This window comes from Thalassotalea sp. HSM 43, assembly GCF_004752005.1.
Classification (GTDB): domain Bacteria; phylum Pseudomonadota; class Gammaproteobacteria; order Enterobacterales; family Alteromonadaceae; genus Thalassotalea_A.
In genome coordinates, this window is the sequence record NZ_CP038493.1 from 2,185,235 (window position 1) to 2,204,894 (window position 19,660).

Here is a 19,660-nt window from a genome sequence, read left to right on the forward strand (position 1 = left end):
ATTGACAAATCTCAAAGCGTTAAGTCGTTTTATCAGTCAATCTGGGTCAAATTCCAAACAGGGGTAACGCTATGAAAACTAAATTGTTAGTAGCTGGTTTATTGGCGACATTGTTCGCTGGCACAGGTAATGCTGCCGATGCCATTGACCTAAACACACCGGAAGGTGCTAACCAGGCAATGCGCAAAATTATGTGTTCGACACAAGATGCCGAACCAGTGATTTACTGGTGGAAAGGAAAGGCGTTTTCGCGTCGTATGGGCGAAAAAGACAAGCACCTATTTAACGTAGAGGGCATGAATGTTCGTACCTGTACCACGGTAGATGGTGGCAAACGTGGTGAAAGTTATAAACTGGTGACACGTGAAATCTTGTTATATACCGATCCGAAAACCGGCGAGCCTCTGCAAAAATGGACTAACCCTTGGACCGACGAAGAATTAGACGTTATCCAAGTAACCAATGATCCAGTGAATCAGAAAGTACGCTTTCCTCGCGATGAAAACGGTAAGCCGTATCCATGGACCAGTAAATTTGCTGGCGAAATGCGTCAAGGCAATTGGTGGATGACATTCCCTGTGCCACTGTTCTACCACAATGTGTTAGGTGGTGATTATCAGAAACAGGTTGGCGGTGTGTATCATGCTACCGAAATGTTTAATTTTTCCGGTGATGTCGAGTCTTTGACCAGCGCTGATACCCGTACCGCAAAAGTGTTTGTTGGTTGGGTACGTATCTCAGACTGGCTACCGTGGATGATGATGTCTGGTCGTGAAGGTAGTATTTATATCCATGCCGGTGGTCATAAAGTCGATGACTTTGACGACATGGGCGAGACCATGAAGAAATACATTAATGACGTGGCACCGTTATACAAAACCCCGCCGCCAGTTGATGATGAGCGAGCCAATGAGACCAGTTGGTCTACCTATAAAGACGATGTAGAAGGCGCAAAATTCACAACGCCTAGACACTAGTAACATTGATATCGAAAAGGTCGCTTTAAGCGGCCTTTTTTGTTTTAACGTTCTGAATTTTTTAGAGAAACTATAATTAATCTAGTATTGATCTACATCAAGCATTATCGTGGTTATCAAGCTTGGCTGGTGCAAATTGACAAAAATCATCGAAACACGGCGGCGTAAACGCCACTATGATTGCATATAGTGCGAAAGCTTGAATTGCCGTTCAAGCAGGTAAGCAGCAAAGACAGGAATAATAATGAAACATAGAACCATTAGGGGCACGATAGCCTATACCAGTAAAAAGCCTGAGCGCATGGATCAAGAACGTGGTCGAGAATACTTTACCATTACTAACCAAAGTGATGGTGTAAAGGTATTGCAAGCGCACTGTGAAATCGATGATCAACCTAATGTGATTCGCGATGTGGTTTTAGCGATGAATGCTGACTCGAGTCCAATCGATTGCAGTGTACGCTTATCGGTTGGTGATCGTTACGAAGGCTCTGGTTGGATACGTTTTGGTAAAGACTATGTTGAATGCGAAAGCCACAATCAGCGTGATGGTCGCATTAGCCAAAAAGTTGATATCGAGGCACCGGTTAAGTGGTTGCAAGCGCATCCGATTGTCGGCGATGCCTTGTTGATGAAAATATATGACTTGTCGCAAGGTCCAGGCAAAACCTTTTTTCCGGATTTATTTTTAACATCGCCAGATCATCGTGGTGCAACCGGACCATTATTGTTTAAGACCGGTTTTGGTATTCGCTATGTTGGCGAAGAGCAACTGACGGTCAAAGCGGGTACCTTTAATGCGCATCACTTTCAAGTGGTTGATACGGCCGGCAATCTACCGGAAGAACATCCGCCGTACAATTTATGGTGTACAGCTGATGATGACTTCTTATTTCTAAAGGCTGGCGTTGACGGCTATATGATGACGCACTATGAACTTATCGAGTATCAAATAATTGAGGGAGGGTTAAATAATGACTAAACCATTACCGTCCTGGACGGCTCTCGAGCAACACGAGCTGTTCGCCAAAGGCAATCATGATGAAGTATCACGTCTTAATTTTCTAACCCACTTAAACGTGCATTTAGGCGGGCAAGTCTTGCCAGGGGTGAAAGTCGCCTATGACAAACAGGTATTGCCAGACATTGTTGAACAAACCGGCAAGCCACCAGAGGATCGTCATCAAGTACGTAAGGCGATGATGAATAATGGCTATTTTCAGATGTGGAGTGCGTTACGTCGTAATACCATGGAAATGCGCCAACAAGCTGGCCGTGCACAAGTACTGCGACAAATAGAAGATATCGTCGATAAAGTAGAGCATTACAATAACGGTGCCGATACCTTGCAACTTGATGACAGTGTGCAAATTCCTGATAACGTTGGCTCGGTTGATATTCATTGTCAGCCAGGCTGCTATTACACCGAGTACTTTGCCAATGACGTTACCGTCGCGGCCAGTTACGATTTAGGCTTGTTTGTCACCACCGCAGGTTTGCTTGGTGCCTTAAGTGATGGCGGCGGTCAAGGCGTTGGAAAATATCTAGCGGACAACTTCCCAGATTTTAAACCAAAACGGATATTAGATATTGGTTGTACCATTGGTCACAATGCGGTGCCTTTGGCGCAAGCATTTCCAGATGCCGAGGTTATAGCCATTGATGTTGCCCGTCCAAGTTTGCGTTACGCCCATGCGCGGGCCAAAGCCCTTGGCGTTGATAACATCAGCTTTGTTCAGGCCAATGCCGAAGATTTACCGCAATATGACGATCAATCCTTTGATTTGATCACCACCGCTATGTTTTGGCATGAAACATCCGATCGCGCCATGCCTGCAATCTTCAAAACCATTAATCGATTATTGAAACCGGGTGGTTTAACTTTGCACCTTGAGCAGCCGCAATATGCTGGAATGGGTGCATATGAGCAGTTTATTCGTGATTGGGATACTTATTTTAATAACGAACCGTATTGGGGGCCAATGCATGATGCCGATTTAAAACAGGTGGTCACCGATGCCGGCTTTAATGGCGATGATTTATTTCAAACCGGGGTGGTTTCTCTGGTGGATGAAAAAATATTTGGCAAACGTGAAAAAGGCGACAGCGGTGAAGACTATGGACGCGCGCCGGTTTGGAACGCATTTGGCCTGTGGAAAAAATAGCGAAAAATATTGGGGAAGCAAAGATCATGACAGATATAGATAAAATCGCTTTGGCAGGGGCTAAAGCAAAAGGTAAACGCCCATATTTTTTGGCAGAGAAGCAAACAGAGCAGGTGTTATCTGTGGCAATGAGTTTAGCCATGGAGCTTAATGTGGTGCGTGAGCGCATGGCAACATTGGAGTGCTTGCTTGAGCAAAAAGGCGTGTTATCTCGTCAAGAAATTGAAGCGTTTAATCCAGATAAAGACGAAGTCGCCAAACGCAGCATTGCCACGCAAGAATATCTCGCCCGCATTTTGAGAATCATGCAGCAGGATAAAGAAGAAATGCTCGCTGATGATGACGATGTGGAAACAGTGCAACAAAAGCTCACGCGGTAAATGTTGTAAAGGTTAATAAAGGTCGCAATAGCGGCCTTTTTTATGGCCGTAACAGGCGAATTATTCGGCAAGTAAATGCAGCTCCGCGGGGTTAGATTGGCAAATGTCAATTACAAGCAAAGCAAGGTCTGCGTAATATGTCCGTACAAATTATAAAAAGGTGGAAAAACCATGACAACAATCGTAGTGCTTTTTAACTTACAAAATGGCGTCAGCGAAGCTGATTATCAGCAATGGGCGAAAGAAACAGATTTACCAACCGCAGGTGGTTTGCCTTCGGTAGACAGTTTTGAGGTTTTGCGCAGTGAAGGGTTGTTGATGAGTGAAGAAACGCCACCTTATCAATATATCGAGATTCTGAAAATCAACGATATGGAACAATTCGGTAAAGATGTCAGCACTGAGATTATGCAAAAAGTCGCCGCTGAATTTCAAAGCTTTGCCGATCAACCTATGTTTATTATGACATCTAAGCTGTAAGGAGCAGGTATGTCTCAATATCCTGAATTACGCGGTAAAGTTGCGGTTATTACCGGGGCGGGTCGTCATAAAGGTTTAGGCGAAGCGATGGCGAAACGTTTGGCCAAAGAAGGCTGCAAGGTGATCATTACTGATATCGGTCATGCTGAAGGTGACCACATGCCAGAGTCAGCCATCGGCAGTAGCTCGGAAATGCAGCAAATAGTTCGCGAAATTGAAGACGCTGGCGGTGACGCACAAGCGTTTAACTGTAATGTCTTAAATGCTGACGAAGTTCGAGCGGCGGCGCAATTTGCCGTTGATACCTATGGCAGTCTTGATATCTGGGTTAACAATGCCGGTATTGGTTATTTAATGAAGCCCATTTTAGAAATGGATGTTGCCGAATGGGATTCAGTGTTAAACGTCAATTTACGCGGCACCTTTCTTGGCATTAAATACGCCGCGGAGCAAATGGTTCAACAAGGGCGAGGCGGCAAAATCATCAATATTGGCTCGCAAGCATCAAAGTCGGCCTTCGCTCACGCCTCAGCTTATACCACCTCAAAACATGGTATGAACGGCATCACACGTGTCGCGGCACAAGAATTGGGTCAGCATAATATTAATGTAAACCAAATCTGTCCGAACCATGTCACCACCGGTTTAGGCGCTTGGCAAAATGACCATTTTAGTGAAGTCACTGGCAAAGGTTACGACAAATATATGCAAGATATGCGAGATCGTATTCCTATGGGACGTCCTGGTTTGCAAGACGATATCGCCAAAGCCTGTGCATTTTTATGTTCTGAGCAGGCCTCATACATTACCGGAGAATGTATGAATGTTTCCGGTGGCGAAGAATATCATTAGCAGGTAGCAATATGAGTAATTATCAATGGCCTAATGGCGCCCGTTTAGCATTATCGATTGTGGTTAATGTTGAAGAAGGCTCTGAATACAATGTAAAAGATGGCGATAAAGGCATGGAGCCAGTCGACGAGTTACAAGTGCATTTGAAAAAACCAATGCGCAATTATGGTAACGAATCGAATTACCAGTACGGTATTAATGAAGGCGGACCGCGCATCATCAAGTTGTTGGATAAATATGATGTCCGTGCGACATGGACGGCGGCTGCCGTGTCATTAGAGCGTGCACCGTATTTAGCCGAGGCTATTCGCCGTCGTGGTGACGAGGCTTGTTCCCATGGCCACCGTTGGATTCACCAATTTAGAATGGATGAAGCGCAAGAGCGCAAATTTATTCGCGATGCGGCGGATTCTATCGAAAAAACCACAGGTAAACGCCCGCAGGGTTGGTTGTCACGTTATTTATTGACCGAACATACTCGTCGTCTGTTGCAACAAGAAGGCTATCTGTATCACATGGATGATTACAGCGCCGATGCACCTTTTTGGGATTCGGTAAATGGTTCCGACGAGCCTATGGTTATCGTGCCATATGCACTGGACTCAAATGACATGAAAATGTGGGTGGCACCGTCTTATACCCCTGAAGCCTGGTTAAAATACGCCAAGGACAGCTTTGATGTGTTGTATCAAGAAGGCGCTGATACGCCACGTATGATGAGTCTAGGCTTACACCTGCGAATTATTGGTCGTCCAGGTCGAATATGGGCTTTGGAAGAATTCTTCAAATACGTCAGCAGCAAAACCGATGTTTGGTATGCAACGCGTGAAGACATCGCTCGTCACTTCATTGAGCACAGCGTTAAGCCGGAGGCCAACTAATATGGCAACCGCTAACTCATTACCGTTATTACGAAGCCTACTATTTGTGCCTGGCTCACGGGCAGACAGGTTTAGTAAAGCCCATGGGGCAGGTGCAGATGCAATATGTATTGATTTGGAAGACGCGGTGCTGCCAAGCGATAAAGGTCTTGCTCGACAGGCGGTCATTGATTATTTGAACAACGGCGCACGAGTGTCTGATGTGGTGATCAGAGTGAATCATTTACTGAGTGACACCGGGGTTGCTGACATTAAAGCTATTGTGGCAAATAATCGCCATCCTGCGGCGATTATGCTGCCAAAAACCGCAAACAGTGAAGAAGTTGCCGTTGCAGATGAACTGCTGTCAGGCACAGGTATCGCCTTGATAGGCCTGTTGGAAACCGTCTCAGGCGTGCAAAACGCTGCTGCTATAGCCTGTGCCTCTGAGCGAGTTGAAGCATTGATGTTTGGCGGCGCTGATTACAGTGCTGAAATTGGTTGCGCCTTTGGTTATCAACCATTGTTGCTAGCACGCATGCAGTTATGCCAAGCAAAAGCCGCAAAAGCGATACAACTTATCGATGTACCTCATATCAATATGCAAGACCTTGAGCAGTGTTATCAGGAGACGATGCAAGTAAAAGACTTAGGTTTTACCGCTAAATCGGCGATTCATCCTAAGCAATTAGACGCTATTCATAATGCATTTACACCGAGTAAAGAAGAGATCAGCGATGCCAAAGCCATCGTTGACGCAGTAACCAGTGATGATGCCGGCGTTTTAGTGGTGAATGGTCGCATGATCGACCGACCGATAATCTTATCGGCGAAAAGAACAATGGCATTGGCAAAAGCTGCCGGTGTCGACGAATAAACAGTATTAAACACGAATTAAGCAGTAAGGTTAGGAAATTATTATGGTTCAGAATATTAAGCAAGTTGGTGAAAATCGTTTTCGCGAAACCTTTGGTCGTCATTATGAAGGCTTTCATGTTGGTGATATTTACGAACATCGTCCGGGTCGTACCATCACCAAAACAGATAACACCTGGTTTACGCTACTGACCATGAATACACACCCGATGCACTTTGACGATGAGTATGCCAAAGAAAGTGAATTTGGTAAGTGCATTGTTTGCTCGCCATTTACGGTGGCATTAATGGTTGGCATGAGCGTCACCGACTGCAGTCAAAAAGCCATCGCTAACTTAGGCTGGGACGACATTAAAATGACTTACCCATTGTTTGAAGGTGACACACTAACGGCAGAGTCGGAAGTATTAGAAAAGCGCGAATCTAAATCTCGCCCAGGAGCCGGTATTGTCACCATTCGTACCTCTGGTTTTAATCAAGATGGCAAGCTGGTATGTAGTTTTATTCGTAAGATGCTAATCGCCAAAGAAGGCCATAGCGTTGAAGATAAAGTCAATTATTAACAGCGCCTTAGAACGCTTTCGGAGAATCTAATCATGTCAGAACTTTATTCAAAAGAAGATGAATTGGCAATCTTGGATATGATCAATAAATGGGTCGACAACGAGGTCGCGCCTATTGCTAAAGAGTATGACCACGCTGATAAATACCCGCATCAATTAGTTGAACAAATGAAAGAGCTTGGCTTGTTTGGTGCCACCATTGGCACCGAGTGGGGTGGCATGCAATTACCGGCCTCTATTTATGCCAAAATCGTTATTAAAGTCGCTTCTGCTTGGATGGCGCCCGGTGGCATATTTAACTCGCACCTTATTCAAGCGTCGGCGATTGAACGCTGTGGCACGCAAGAGCAAAAACAACGTATTTTACCTCGCATGGCGACCGGTGAAGTGCGCGGTGGTATTGCTTTAACAGAACCAAACGCCGGCTCTGACTTGCAAGCTATTACCACCACAGCGGTGCGCGACGGTGACGATTATATTATCAACGGCGCGAAAACATGGATAACCAATTCTCTTAACGGTAATTCATTAGCGGTATTGGTAAAAACCGATAATGACATTCAACCACGCCATAAAGGCACCAGCTTATTTTTTGTCGAAACCAAAGATGAAAACGGTAATGTCAAACAAGGTATCGAAATTATCAAGATGAAAAAGCTTGGTTATAAAGCCATTGATACCTGTGAAGTGGTGTTTAGCAATTTTCGCGTACCAGCGTCAAATTTGATTGGCGGTGTCGAAGGCAAAGGCTTTTTACAGGCAGTTGGTGGCTTGGAGCTTGGTCGAATTAATGTTGCCGCCCGTGGTGCCGGTATAGCCAAAGGTGCGATGGAGTTGGCGGTGCGTTATGCGCAAGAACGCGAAACCTTCGGTAAGCCAATATGCAACCACCAAGCGATACAATTAAAGCTTGGTGAAATGGCCGCGAAAGTCGAGGCGTCGATGCTGCTTATTGAACAAGCTGCGGCTAAGTACGATGCAGAAGAGCGCTGTGATATGGAAGCCGGCATGGCTAAATATTTCGCCTCTGAAACCGGGGTATTTTGCGCTCAAGAAGCGATGCGTATCTTTGGTGGTTACAGCTATTCGGTTGAATACGATATTGAACGCTTTTACCGTGATGCGATGTTGATGTGTATCGGCGAAGGTACCAATGAAATGCAACGTATTATTATTTCCAAGCAACTCGTTGAACGCTACAAAATCTAATTTGCCCAGACAGCGAACAGAGCCAGCTCACTGGCTCTGTACTTTTAGGATCTAAAATGAGTAATTTACCATTACAAGGTGTTCGCATAATTGCCGTTGAGCAATATGGTGCGGGCCCGTATGGCTCCATGTATTTATCTGATATGGGCGCCGAAGTTATCAAAATTGAAAACCCAAAAATCGGTGGTGATGTGTCGCGTCAAACCGGGCCGTTTTTTCTTGGTGAAAATGATAGCTATTTCTTCCAGACCTTTAATCAAAACAAAAAGTCATTAACTTTAAACCTAAAGTCGGAACAAGGTCGCAAGGTATTTGAGCAGTTGGTGAAAACCGCCGATGCGGTGACCAATAACTTGCGTGGTGATCAGCCGGCCAAACTTGGCATAACCTATGACAGTCTTAAGCACATAAATCCGAAGATTGTTTGCGGTCATTTGAGTGCCTATGGCCGTGATAATGACCGAGCTTCTTGGCCTGGTTACGATTATCTGATGCAAGCTGAAGCCGGTTTAATGTCATTAACCGGTGAGCCGGGACAAGCACCAGCGCGCTTTGGTGTGTCTATGGTCGATTTTATGACCGGAGCTGTCGCCTCATTAGGACTGACTGCTGCTATGCTCGGAGCGCATCGCACAGGTCAAGGACGAGACGTCGATGTCTCGTTGTTTGATGTTGCATTACATCAGTTGTCCTATCCCGCAACTTGGTACCTAAACGAAGCTCATGTTACCGAACGCACACCTCGTTCAGCGCATCCAGCGACGGTACCTTGTCAATTATACAAAACTCAAGATAGTTATATTTTCTTGATGGCGATGACCGATAAATTTTGGGCGGTATTGGTTGAGTTGTTACAAGATGAGGTTATTGCCGAGCAACGCTTTGCCACTGTCGCACAACGTCGCGAACAGCGCGATCTGCTGACTCAGGAAATCGATCGAGTGATGTCACAACATGACACTCAACACTGGTTGTCGTTATTGGAAGGAAAAATCCCATGCGCTCCGGTGTATTCACTGACTGAGGCAATGCAAAATCCATATATTCGAGATATCGGCATGGTGCAACAAGTAGCTCATCCGAGCAACCCTAGTATGGAAGTACTTGCTAACCCGATAAAGATTGATGGTAAGCGCCTAACTGGCAAAGCATGTCCAGAGATGGGTCACGATACCGACGCCTTATTGGCTGATCTTGGCTACGATGAACAGGCAATAGCCGAACTTAAATCTAACGGTGCGATATAACGCAGCATTAATAGGGGGCGCGATGAAACTTTCAGGTGTTAAAGTTCTCGATTTATCGATGTTTTTACCAGGGCCACACTTGACCATGATGATGGCGGATCACGGTGCCGAAGTGATTGCATTAGAGCCACCGGGTGGCGAACCCGTACGTCAAGTTGGCCTTAAACAAGATCAGCACAGTGTCTGGTTTCGTAACGTGTTTCGTGGCAAACGAAGCATTAACCTTAATCTTAAGAATGACCAGGGTAAACAGGCGTTTTTTGAACTCTGCAAAGACGTCGACATCATTGTTGAAGCGTTTCGTCCTGGTGTGATTGATAGACTTGGTATCGGCTATGAGGCGGTAAAGGCGGTCAACCCTGGTATTGTCTATTGTTCGATTTCTGCCTACGGCCAAACCGGTAATAAGCGCTTAGCTCCGGCTCATGATTTGAGCATTCAAGCGGACTCGGGTGCGGTGTTTATTAATGAAGGCCTGGACGGCCAACCTGCACAGCCGGCTATGCCGGTGGCCGATATGGCGGGCAGTTTAATGGCATTTTCCGGCATATTAATGGCGTTGTATCGTAAGCAACAAACCGGTGTTGGTGATTATCTTGATATTTCCATGCAAGACTCGCTGATCGCTTGGTACGCTAACGTCATGGGGCCAGCCTTTGCAGAAAACCGTTCACCTGTTGTAAAAGATGAGCGCAGCTGGGGTGGTTCGGCTATGTATAATATTTATCAAACCAGTGACGGTAAGCACTTAACCTTAGGTGGCAGCGAGACTAAATTCGCCCATAACCTATTAAGCAAGTTTGAACGTTTGGATTTATATGAGCTGTGCACTCAGCCACCAGGTAAGGCGCAGCAGCCCGTTACGCAGTTTTTCAGGGAAACCTTTGCCACGCAACCATTGGCGTATTGGCAACAATTTTTGGCCGATGTCGATGTTTGCTGGGCACCGGTGCGCGGCTTGAACGAGGCAATACGTGATGAACATTTGCAACAGCGGCAAATGTTGCTTACGGATGCCGATGGCAATCATCACTTAGGCGTGCCAATTAAGTATCAAAATGAACCGGCGCAACCAAACTTTGAGCTACCGGGCTTTAGCCAAGATACGCAAAAGGTACTGCAAAAACTTGGCTATAGTGATGCACAAATTGCGGCGATGGCGGCAGACAAAGCCTTTTTAAGTTAATTGTTTTGTTATTGGCGATACGATCCGAAGGTGTCCTAAGCGCCTTCGGATTTTTATTATCTGCAAGACACGTTTCAGTAATATGTTTCTGTGATATAAAAATGGCACGATTTGATATGTGTCATTTTTTTTTGTTGGCAAGTTAGTCACTATCGATAAAGAACAGCGAAAAACCGCTAATAACAAGCGGTTAGTCTCGGTAATATGTAGGGAAGTATAAATGAGAAAGTTAATGGCTTTGGCAGTATCTGCCATCTTGCTATCCGGTTGCGCAAGTCAAGCCGATAGCCAAAGTACCACAGCAGTGCCTGTTGAAGACCCGTTAAAAGAGCAGCTTTTTCATAGCTGGTTTGCGGCAGAATTTGATAACCACGAACAGCATTGGCAAGACTCTATCGATAAAAAAGACAATCCTGAACTGCAAGTACATGAGCACATTCATCATGTCTTTGCACCACTGCCAACCCCGGCTATGGAAGGGGAAACCTATTTCGTTAAGCAGTATATGGATGGCGACAGCAATAAGGTCTATCGACAACGCTTATACCAATTTATTCGCAACGAGCAAAAGGGTGCAATTCAATTAAATATTTATCGTTTTAAAGACGAAGAAAAATACCAAGATGCGCATCTAAACCCTGAGGCTTATCAAACGCTTACTATGGATGAGGTGACAACTTATCCTGGTTGTGAAGTGTATTGGGCCTATAAACAAGATCAATCTGCAGGTGATTATTTTGAAGGCAGCATGGAGCAGAATGCATGCGCCATTAAATCGCGCCGCTCAGGTAAAATGATTTACTTTAATGACACGTTACGCTTGACCGACAATGAAATCTGGATCGCCGATGTCGCGCATGACGAAGATGGCAATTATGTCTTCGGTAACAAAGCAGGCATTCCACATATTAATCGCAAAGTGACCTATTTTACCGGTTGGGGTGGCAACAAATTAGGTGGCCCTGATGGTGAAGATGAGAAAAGCTGGGGCTTTACACGTAACATCATGATCCACAACGAAGGGCAAATTTGGCCTTTGATTGATGATAAAACCGGTGAATCTACCGGCTATTCAATACAGTTGGCGAAATTGACCTACCAAAACACTAAAAATCCAATATTAAAGCTCGGCATCATTGACGATGCCACAGGTAAGACTATTACTTATATTTGGAGTGACAGAATAAATGAAAAACTCGGTATTAATTTGCGCTGGTTACAAGCCGGGCTAACCGAGAAAGAGCAAAACCCTCACTTTGGATTTTAATCTGACTAGATAACCAACACAGCAGGTATCGCTATGCAAACGTCCGGGTTTAATGAAGTGGTTTGTGTCGTCAATGACATAACGCTATGTGGCAACTTCTTTGTTTCACTCGGCATGCACATTGTTGACCAAGATGATGTATGGCAACAAGATGGGGCTTTATTGGCGTTTTGGCAGCTGCCAGCAGCGGTGCGATATAAACAAACGGTACTTGCGGTCGCCGATGAAAACAATCAAAACTGTGCCGCCTTATTGCGCTTGGTGCAGTTTGATAATCTTGCTGAGCTGGGTGTTGAACAGGTGTTTATACGTGCCAATAATCAAATTTGGGACACCGGTGGTGTGTTTGATTTTAATGTTCGAGTTGAACAACTAACTCAGCTCGCCGCAGACTTACACAAGCAAAACGTATTTGGCGCCAGTGACCCGTGTGATATGTACTTTGGCCCATACCAAGTTAGAGAGTGGCTGGCGAAATGCCCAGGAGCAATCACCGTTGCCATGATCGAGCGCATCGCCCCACCATTACCCGATGCATTGTCAAAAACTCAAGGTAAGTCTCTGATAAGTGACCCATTTAATGCCTCGTTTATTGTTAAAGATCATCACCTTGAATTGGATTTTTTTCACCAGGTATTAGGCTTTACCATTTTGATTGATCAGGATAATGTATTTAGTGAAGAGCAAGCCAATGTCTTCGCCATGCCGCACAATCATTTACCTAATTCACAACAGCGCCTTTCATTACTGTCGGCCGATGGTGGTCGGCAAGGTACCATTGAGATCGTTAGCTTTGCCGATTTAGATGGTAATGACGTCAGTGAAAAAGTGCAGCCCTATAACTTTGGAATCACCACCTTAAGGTTTGCAACCGACAGTCTTGTTCATTTGCAGCAACAACTGGATACACACAATGTGAAATATCATTGGAGTGATGCAATAAATTTGTCACCCTATGGTCAGGTCAAGTTATTGGCTTTGCGAACACCAGCCGGCAATTGGTTGGAGTTTATCGAGAAAATTTGCTCACAATAATACGTTTAATAGGTAGTTTATGGTCGACGATAGCCAACAACAAGGCAGCCCAAACCAGGCAAATGCCAGCACAGCCAATTTGCGCCAACTACGTGCTCAGTTACAACAGCTATTTCCGGCGCACTGTATCGTAACTGGCGATCATGAATTGTCGTTGTACGCGCAAGATGTCTATGAAAAAGCCAAGCCTGCCGGTTTGGTGTTTAAGCCGGACAATAAACAACAATTGGCCAAAGCGGTGCAATGTGCAACCCATCTCGGTATTGCGGTGATCCCTCGCGGTGGTGGTATGTCATACACCCAAGGTTATGTGCCGCAAGAACATAATTCATTATTGGTCGATATGTCAGCATTAAATGCCATTGTCGAAATAAACCTTGCCGACATGTATGTGACTGTGGAGGCGGGCTGCAGTTGGCAACAATTGCATCAAGCACTTGCAGATAGCGATTATCGTACCCCTTATTGGGGCACATTATCCGGACGTGTTGCCACCGTCGGTGGTGGGGTCTCACAAAATGCGATTTTCTGGGGTTCAGGACAACATGGTTTTGCTGCTGACTCGGTGTTGTCGATGGAAGTCATCTTGGCGGATGGTCAAATGTTGCAAACCGGTTCAGCGAGTAAAAGCAATGCCTCGCCATTTATGCGTCACTATGGTCCCGATCTGACCGGATTATTCACCTGTGATACCGCGGCGTTAGCAATTAAAACAGAAATCACCTTGCGCCTTGTGGCGAAAATGCCAGAAAAAGGCTCATTGTCGTTTAACTTCAAAACCTTTCAGCAACAAGCAAGCGCAATGAGTGAAGTGGCAAGGCAAGGCTTGGCGAGTGAAACTTGTGGCTTTGACCCATTCTTGCAAGCACAACGCATGCAGCGGGAAAGCTTAAGCAGCGATGTAAAATCGTTACTAGGGGTTATGAAGCAATCCAAATCAATGCTTGGTGCATTGAAAGATGGCGCTAAAATGGCACTTGCGGGTCGTAACTTTTCGGATCAACATCAATGGTCTGTTCACTTTTTTGTCGAAGATTTAACCGCCGCAGGTGTTGCCGCTCGATTGGCAAAAATCACCGAAATTGCCGCTAAATATGATGCAGAGCAAATCGAAAATACCATACCTAAGGTGTTAACTGCGCACCCATTTGCACCGGTCAATAATATGGTCGGCCCAAAAGGTGAACGCTGGGTTCCTGTGCATGCCTTAATACCTCATTCTAAAGCGGAACAAGCGTATCAGTTGACGGAAGCGATTTTTACCAAGCACCAGCAAGACATAGAAAAACACCAGATAGGTGTTGGCTATTTAGTGTCGACGGTGTCAACCAATGTGTTTGTACTAGAACCGGTATTCTTTTGGCCTGATGAGCTTAATGAACTGCATCAACAGGCAATAGAGTCTGATTATCTTGCTAAGTTACCTGGCTTTGCTGCAAATATTGAGGCGCGGCAGGCGGTGGCTCGCATTCGTCAAGAGCTTGTTAGTGCATACAATGAATTTGGTGCCATCCATATGCAACTGGGCAAGAGTTATCAGTTTAAGCAAGGTGTCCATGAAAGCAACTATCGCTTGTTGAGTCAGATTAAGCAGCAACTCGATCCTAATAATCGCATAAACCCCGGCAGTCTCGGATTTCATGGTGACGAGTAGCACAGGCATGAGCAATATTAGCCGTCACTATCAAGATGTCAGCTGCTCTGTATTTGCAGGACAAATTCACTACCGAAAGGCTGGAGAGCAAGACAAGCCTGTATTGATGATGTTACATCCTTCACCATTATCATCGGCATTCTTGCAGGCATTGATTATCGAAATGAGTCAGCACTTTTTGGTTATTGCCCCGGATTCACCGGGCTATGGTCAATCCGATGCGCTTACCAGTTCAGAGCAAGGATTAAAGCCTTATGTCGAGGTGTTAACAGCGTTTATTGATGCCTTAACGGCAGCGGCGGTGATAACGCAACCTAAAGTTGCGGTTTATGGCAACGCCACCGGGGCGCAGATCGCCATAGAGTTTTGCAAAGCCCAACCTCAATATTGTCAGCGATTATTATTAGAGAATGCATGCTGGTTTTACGACGATGAAGTCGAGCAGTTGATGAGCCGTTATTTTCCCGATTTAACACCGACAGATGATGGCCGCCATATCGAGTGTATCGCGGATATGTGTCGACGTTTGTTTACTCACTTTCCGTGGTTCGATAATCGTGAACAGGCTCGTTTTTCACATCAAACAGTCTCTGCCGAGGTATTACAGTTGACCATGAATGAATATTTGCGTGCGGGTAAAGATTACGCGCGTGCCTACAAGGCTGCGATGTTAAATGAAAAACCCGAGCAATTAGCGCAGGTACATTGCGCCACAGATATTGTCGTCTGGCGGGGCAGCCCAGTGTACAAATATTGTCAGCGATTGGCAGCATATGGTTTTGCCAATCATATTCGTTTTCACCATGTTGAGGGCGATATGCAACATCGTATCGCTACCTTGCATGACATAGTCCGATAACAAGAGCGATGTTGCGATTTATGAGCAAGCTAATGAACACCCAAGTGATATTGAAAAGTCGACCAGAAGGCCAGCCTGAGGCGGAGCATTTTGACTTTAAACAGGTTCCTGTAACCGAGCTGGCTGATGGTTTAGTGCGATGCAAAACGCGCTATTTATCTCTCGACCCTTATATGCGCAGTCAAATAAGCGGCCGTCATATTAGCCAAGCCATAAACCCTGGCGATGTCTTGCAAGGGGAAACCATAAGTGACGTGATAGCATCGAATCATCAAGATTTTAAGGTTGGCGATGTTGTCCGCGGTTTTGGTGGCTGGCAGCAGTTTGCTGATTTGCCCGCTAGTGCATTAGTCAAAGTGGCCCATCCGCATCAGTCATATGCATTATCGGTTTTAGGCATGCCTGGTCTGACGGCGTATGCCGGTCTTATGTGGCAGGCACAACCTAAGCCAGGCGATGTGGTCGTTGTGCCCGCAGCTATCGGTGGTGTCGGGGCAACAGTCGGTCAACTGGCTAAAGCCAACGGCTGTACCGTGATTGGTATAGCGGGTAGCGATGAGAAATGCCAAATTGCCGTCGATAAGCTAGGTTATCACCATTGTATTAACCGCAAGACCGAGGACGTTGCGGCACAGTTAGATAAGCTTTGCCCTAATGGCATCGATATCTATTTTGACTTGGTCGGTGGCGACATGCTGCACACCGCATCACATCGCTTAGCAATAGGTGCACGCGTTATTTTGTGTGGTTTGATCGCTGAGTACAATCAGACCGAACGCAGTTTTGGCCCTGAACCGGCGTATTGGATAAAAGCCAGAGCCACAGTGCATGGTTTGGTTGTTTATGATTTTGAACCAAGGCGACAGGAGTTTATTGATGCTTGTATGCCGTTGATTGAGTCCGGACAACTGCATATGCTGGAAGATATCTCCGAGGGCATCGACGCGGCGCCAGAGGCGTTCGCAAAATTAATGCGCGGTGAGAATGTTGGTAAAACTCTTGTTAAGGTCAGCTAATTTTTCAAGGGGTCAGAACACTTGAAACCAGCACTATTTCAAGTGTACTGACCCCTTGAAAATAGGTTATTTGTTGGCGTAGGTTTGTAGAGCCTCGGCATCAAGTACGGTAATTTGGTAATTATTTTCGATTTGAATCATGCCGTCCGATTTTAACTTACTAAAGCCACGACTTGTGGTTTCAAGTGAGGTGCCGAGGTAATCGGCAATATCTTGACGACTCATCGGTAAATGGAATTTATTGGTACCGTGGCCCAAGCGTGTTTGCATATCCATTAAAAAATGCGCCAATCGCTGATGTGCCGTACGTTGACCCATGATAAACAGTTGATCAAGAATCATCGCCAAAATGTGGCTGGTAATTTCCTGATACCGTTGTGCAACAGCTGGGTATTTGTCAAAAATGGTTTTCATTAATGACTGGCTTATCTTAATGACCACTGCATTGGTTAATGTTTTCGCGCTAAAGCTATACTGAGCGTGCTCTGATACACCTAGGATGTTGCCCGTTAGGAGAAAGGAAAACACCTGACGACAACCGGTTGAGGTGGCGCGCTCAAGCATGATGGCACCGGATACAGGGATGTATACGAATTCGTTAGCGTCACCTTCTTCAAATAAATATTCTTGCCCATTAAGGGTCAACTCTTCAGAGTTTTGCGCAAGATCATCGAAAAAATCACTTAACCCTTCCATGTCTTGCTGGTGGCTACCGAAGAAAGAAGCAAGGGATGTTTTTATTGCTACTTTATTAATATCTAAAGACATTTTTTATTATCCTTACGTGGCAGAACCTACATCCGAGTGGGAGAAAGCGCTGCCTTAGGCAAGGCTTGGTTTAGCGCGGAGAGTAGAATTCTAACCAATTATTATCTGGTGTCTGGACAGCAAGAATATCGACTAAACCGTATGGTGGCAACTGTAATTGCGTTTCTGCTATCACTTCAACCGCGCTTTTTTGTAAATGTTTTTTAAGGGCGCCAATATTGTCTACCGGAAATCGCAAAGTAACCACGCCAAGGTTCGGTGGTTTTGCCAGATGGCTCACGTCTTTACCTTGCGCACCATGAAATTGCAGCAGCTCGACTGAGCCTTCATTAATGCCGTCTGGGTGGAGAATATACACACTGCGTTCGATTTGTGTGGTTAGGTTGTGGGGCAGGCCTAACACATTGGCACCTTCACTTTTGCTCGCACCGCGATGTTCAAGATACATTTTAAAGCCAAGAATATCTTGGTAAAAGGCCAATGACTTGGCTATGTCTTTTACGACTTGGGTTGAGTTAAAGACGCGACTCACCTGTTTCAGGTTTGGCCAACCTTCGAGTTGCGGTTTAATGCGTTCAATAAAGGCAAATGCGACGGCATCATGCCCCTTAGCAATCCATTCTTTAACCACAAATGGGCCAAAACTAAATTGAATTGGTGCGGTATCAGCATGCCAACCCGCTTGCATCAATTGTTGATGCTTGCCTTGCATATCAGCGACGCGGGCATTTAAGTCAAAAATACCACCGGTGTCCCAGCTTTGGGTATTGGCGCGAATCACATCTTGCTTTACACCCGATATTTGTAGCAGGCGCATATAGCCTTTGTCTTCGCCTATATTTGCCAACAAACGTTGTGTAACGTTGGCGTTATCGGGCAACCCCCATAAGTGTTTTAGATTGTCATCAACCGGTGATTGATCAATAACCTGCCAACCAAATAAGGAAACATATTGTTGTGTTGCGGTATCGATATCGGCAACGATAAGCACCGCTTCATTAAAGCCTGACACTTTAAATGGCAACGGTTTATCATCGGCGCCATAACTGCTGTAGCTTGCCAGTGAAAAAATCGCGATAAGTAAACATAATGCAATGGAACGTGCCGATAACTTCATATTCTGTCCCTAGTTCGCTTGAAATACTTCGATAAGAAAGCCGTTTGGCGCGCGTAAAGTAGCAACGTCTGCTTTGCCATATATTGGGCTGTTGATGCTGGTTTTATCATGAACAATTTGCGTGCCGCTAGTTTTGGCGTTCGCTAGCACGGTATCGATATTGGTGACCGGAAACGTCCACATCCCCAAACCTAAATTTGGCAAACTCGGCTGAGTTTTAGGGCGTATAGGTTCGATATTTCTATAATCGACAAACAACATATGACCCGTCGTTGCGCCTTTACTGTAGACGATGGCAAAACGAAACACGGTGCCGTTAGGTAAGTTCATCGCGCCTTTATCACCTGCGCTTTTAAACTCACGGTCGGAACGGATTTCCATGCCTAACACGTCGGTATAAAATGTCAGGTGCTGCTCTGAATTTTCAATAACCATCGCTGAATACGCAGGTCCACCCATTCCGTCTGCAGCTAATGGACCAAGCTGAGGCATACCATTGCCGCGAGTTATAGCAACGCCATGGACAAAATCTGGGCCATTAAAAATGGTTTCATCAATTTGATAGCTACTGCCATCGGTACGCGGAATTGGGTAGCTTTCCAAGGCGTTAAGCGAGCCAAACCCAACCGCTCTCACTTGTTTATCGAGTGCCACTGTATTGTCATTTGGAAAACCCAACGAAAACGGTCCAAGCTCTCGTCCATCCCAGCTTTGATGAATGCTCGGTGTGGCTTTGTTTAGCACCAGTAATTGAATATTGATCGCTTGCTCTACGCCTTGACGATATAAGTGGTAGGTTTGCCAGTCGATATCGTCTGGTATTTGCCATAAATCTCGCTGTAATTGTTTGGTTTTCTGATCGATTGCAATAGGACCTTTAACGCTCAAGCCCATGCCTTTTTGATAAAACAATAAGCTTTGTTGCAGTGATGTGGTGGCAATTGTGGCGGTATGTAAAGGCAACGCCAGTGCCTCGGAGGTCGAGCTCTTTGGCGCCAAGGCGTCTTTATTGTCATTTGACTCAGCAAGCGCAGAGCTGATGTTCACGGTTGTCATGACAAATATCAAAATCACCGTTAATAGATTGTTTTTCATTTTACAAAGCCTGGTTAGCAACTTATTAATAGAACAAATAATAATCACAGCCAA

The 19,660-nt window shown here is 45.4% G+C and carries 20 protein-coding genes; 17 read left to right on the plus strand and 3 right to left on the minus strand.

The features are described from left to right. Window positions 1-71: 71 nt before the first annotated feature. From E2K93_RS09325 to E2K93_RS09405, 17 genes are all read left to right on the plus strand, one after another. A complete protein-coding gene (locus E2K93_RS09325) occupies window positions 72-977 on the plus strand; it encodes a DUF1838 family protein (protein ID WP_135438837.1) in 906 nt (301 codons plus the stop codon). Window positions 978-1,221: 244 nt separating this feature from the next. Next, window positions 1,222-1,959 carry a hypothetical protein gene (locus E2K93_RS09330; protein WP_135438838.1) on the plus strand — a complete coding sequence of 246 codons (738 nt, stop codon included), beginning with the start codon at window positions 1,222-1,224 and terminating at the stop codon, window positions 1,957-1,959. Then, a complete protein-coding gene (locus tag E2K93_RS09335) occupies window positions 1,952-3,142 on the plus strand; it encodes a class I SAM-dependent methyltransferase (protein WP_189637737.1) in 1,191 nt (396 codons plus the stop codon). The genes E2K93_RS09330 and E2K93_RS09335 overlap by 8 nt, the downstream gene beginning before the upstream one ends. A gap of 26 nt (window positions 3,143-3,168) precedes the next feature. Then, complete coding sequence (locus E2K93_RS09340) at window positions 3,169-3,522, plus strand: hypothetical protein (RefSeq protein WP_135438840.1); 354 nt, start codon at window positions 3,169-3,171, stop codon at window positions 3,520-3,522. A 171-nt stretch (window positions 3,523-3,693) separates the two neighbouring features. Beyond that, entirely contained in the window at window positions 3,694-4,002 is a 309-nt protein-coding gene (locus E2K93_RS09345) for an REDY-like protein HapK (RefSeq protein WP_135438841.1), read from the plus strand. Between the two features lie 9 nt (window positions 4,003-4,011). Further along, window positions 4,012-4,854, plus strand: coding sequence for an SDR family NAD(P)-dependent oxidoreductase (locus E2K93_RS09350; protein WP_135438842.1), 843 nt, complete (start codon window positions 4,012-4,014; stop codon window positions 4,852-4,854). A gap of 11 nt (window positions 4,855-4,865) precedes the next feature. After that, window positions 4,866-5,735: a polysaccharide deacetylase family protein gene (locus E2K93_RS09355; RefSeq protein ID WP_135438843.1), complete on the plus strand. Its 870-nt coding sequence runs from the start codon at window positions 4,866-4,868 to the stop codon at window positions 5,733-5,735. Between the two features lies 1 nt (window position 5,736). Further along, entirely contained in the window at window positions 5,737-6,591 is an 855-nt protein-coding gene (locus E2K93_RS09360) for an HpcH/HpaI aldolase/citrate lyase family protein (protein WP_135438844.1), read from the plus strand. Window positions 6,592-6,634: 43 nt separating this feature from the next. Beyond that, window positions 6,635-7,153: a MaoC family dehydratase gene (locus tag E2K93_RS09365; RefSeq protein WP_135438845.1), complete on the plus strand. Its 519-nt coding sequence runs from the start codon at window positions 6,635-6,637 to the stop codon at window positions 7,151-7,153. 33 nt (window positions 7,154-7,186) lie between these two features. After that, on the plus strand, window positions 7,187-8,362 hold the full coding sequence (locus tag E2K93_RS09370; RefSeq protein WP_135438846.1) for an acyl-CoA dehydrogenase family protein: 1,176 nt from the start codon (window positions 7,187-7,189) through the stop codon (window positions 8,360-8,362). Window positions 8,363-8,418: 56 nt separating this feature from the next. Beyond that, window positions 8,419-9,609 (plus strand): CaiB/BaiF CoA transferase family protein, encoded by a 1,191-nt coding sequence (locus tag E2K93_RS09375; protein WP_135438847.1) that lies wholly within the window; start codon window positions 8,419-8,421, stop codon window positions 9,607-9,609. 22 nt (window positions 9,610-9,631) lie between these two features. Beyond that, window positions 9,632-10,795, plus strand: a complete 1,164-nt coding sequence (locus tag E2K93_RS09380; RefSeq protein ID WP_135438848.1) for a CaiB/BaiF CoA transferase family protein — start codon at window positions 9,632-9,634, stop codon at window positions 10,793-10,795. A 220-nt stretch (window positions 10,796-11,015) separates the two neighbouring features. Next, on the plus strand, window positions 11,016-12,062 hold the full coding sequence (locus tag E2K93_RS09385) for a chromophore lyase CpcT/CpeT (RefSeq protein ID WP_135438849.1): 1,047 nt from the start codon (window positions 11,016-11,018) through the stop codon (window positions 12,060-12,062). A gap of 33 nt (window positions 12,063-12,095) precedes the next feature. Beyond that, complete coding sequence (locus tag E2K93_RS09390; RefSeq protein ID WP_135438850.1) at window positions 12,096-13,097, plus strand: VOC family protein; 1,002 nt, start codon at window positions 12,096-12,098, stop codon at window positions 13,095-13,097. A gap of 19 nt (window positions 13,098-13,116) precedes the next feature. Next, complete coding sequence (locus tag E2K93_RS09395; protein WP_135438851.1) at window positions 13,117-14,751, plus strand: FAD-binding oxidoreductase; 1,635 nt, start codon at window positions 13,117-13,119, stop codon at window positions 14,749-14,751. 7 nt (window positions 14,752-14,758) lie between these two features. After that, the gene (locus tag E2K93_RS09400) at window positions 14,759-15,610 is read left to right on the plus strand and encodes an alpha/beta fold hydrolase (protein WP_189637738.1); all 852 of its coding nucleotides are present in this window, start codon (window positions 14,759-14,761) and stop codon (window positions 15,608-15,610) included. A gap of 20 nt (window positions 15,611-15,630) precedes the next feature. Next, window positions 15,631-16,626: an NADP-dependent oxidoreductase gene (locus E2K93_RS09405; protein WP_135438853.1), complete on the plus strand. Its 996-nt coding sequence runs from the start codon at window positions 15,631-15,633 to the stop codon at window positions 16,624-16,626. 66 nt (window positions 16,627-16,692) lie between these two features. On the opposite strand, the gene E2K93_RS09410 is transcribed toward E2K93_RS09405, so the two are convergent. From E2K93_RS09410 to E2K93_RS09420, 3 genes are all read right to left on the minus strand, one after another. Further along, window positions 16,693-17,394, minus strand: coding sequence for a Crp/Fnr family transcriptional regulator (locus E2K93_RS09410; protein WP_135438854.1), 702 nt, complete (start codon window positions 17,392-17,394; stop codon window positions 16,693-16,695). A gap of 70 nt (window positions 17,395-17,464) precedes the next feature. After that, window positions 17,465-18,511 (minus strand): VOC family protein, encoded by a 1,047-nt coding sequence (locus E2K93_RS09415; protein WP_135438855.1) that lies wholly within the window; start codon window positions 18,509-18,511, stop codon window positions 17,465-17,467. A 9-nt stretch (window positions 18,512-18,520) separates the two neighbouring features. Beyond that, on the minus strand, window positions 18,521-19,606 hold the full coding sequence (locus tag E2K93_RS09420; protein WP_135438856.1) for a VOC family protein: 1,086 nt from the start codon (window positions 19,604-19,606) through the stop codon (window positions 18,521-18,523). Window positions 19,607-19,660: the final 54 nt, after the last annotated feature.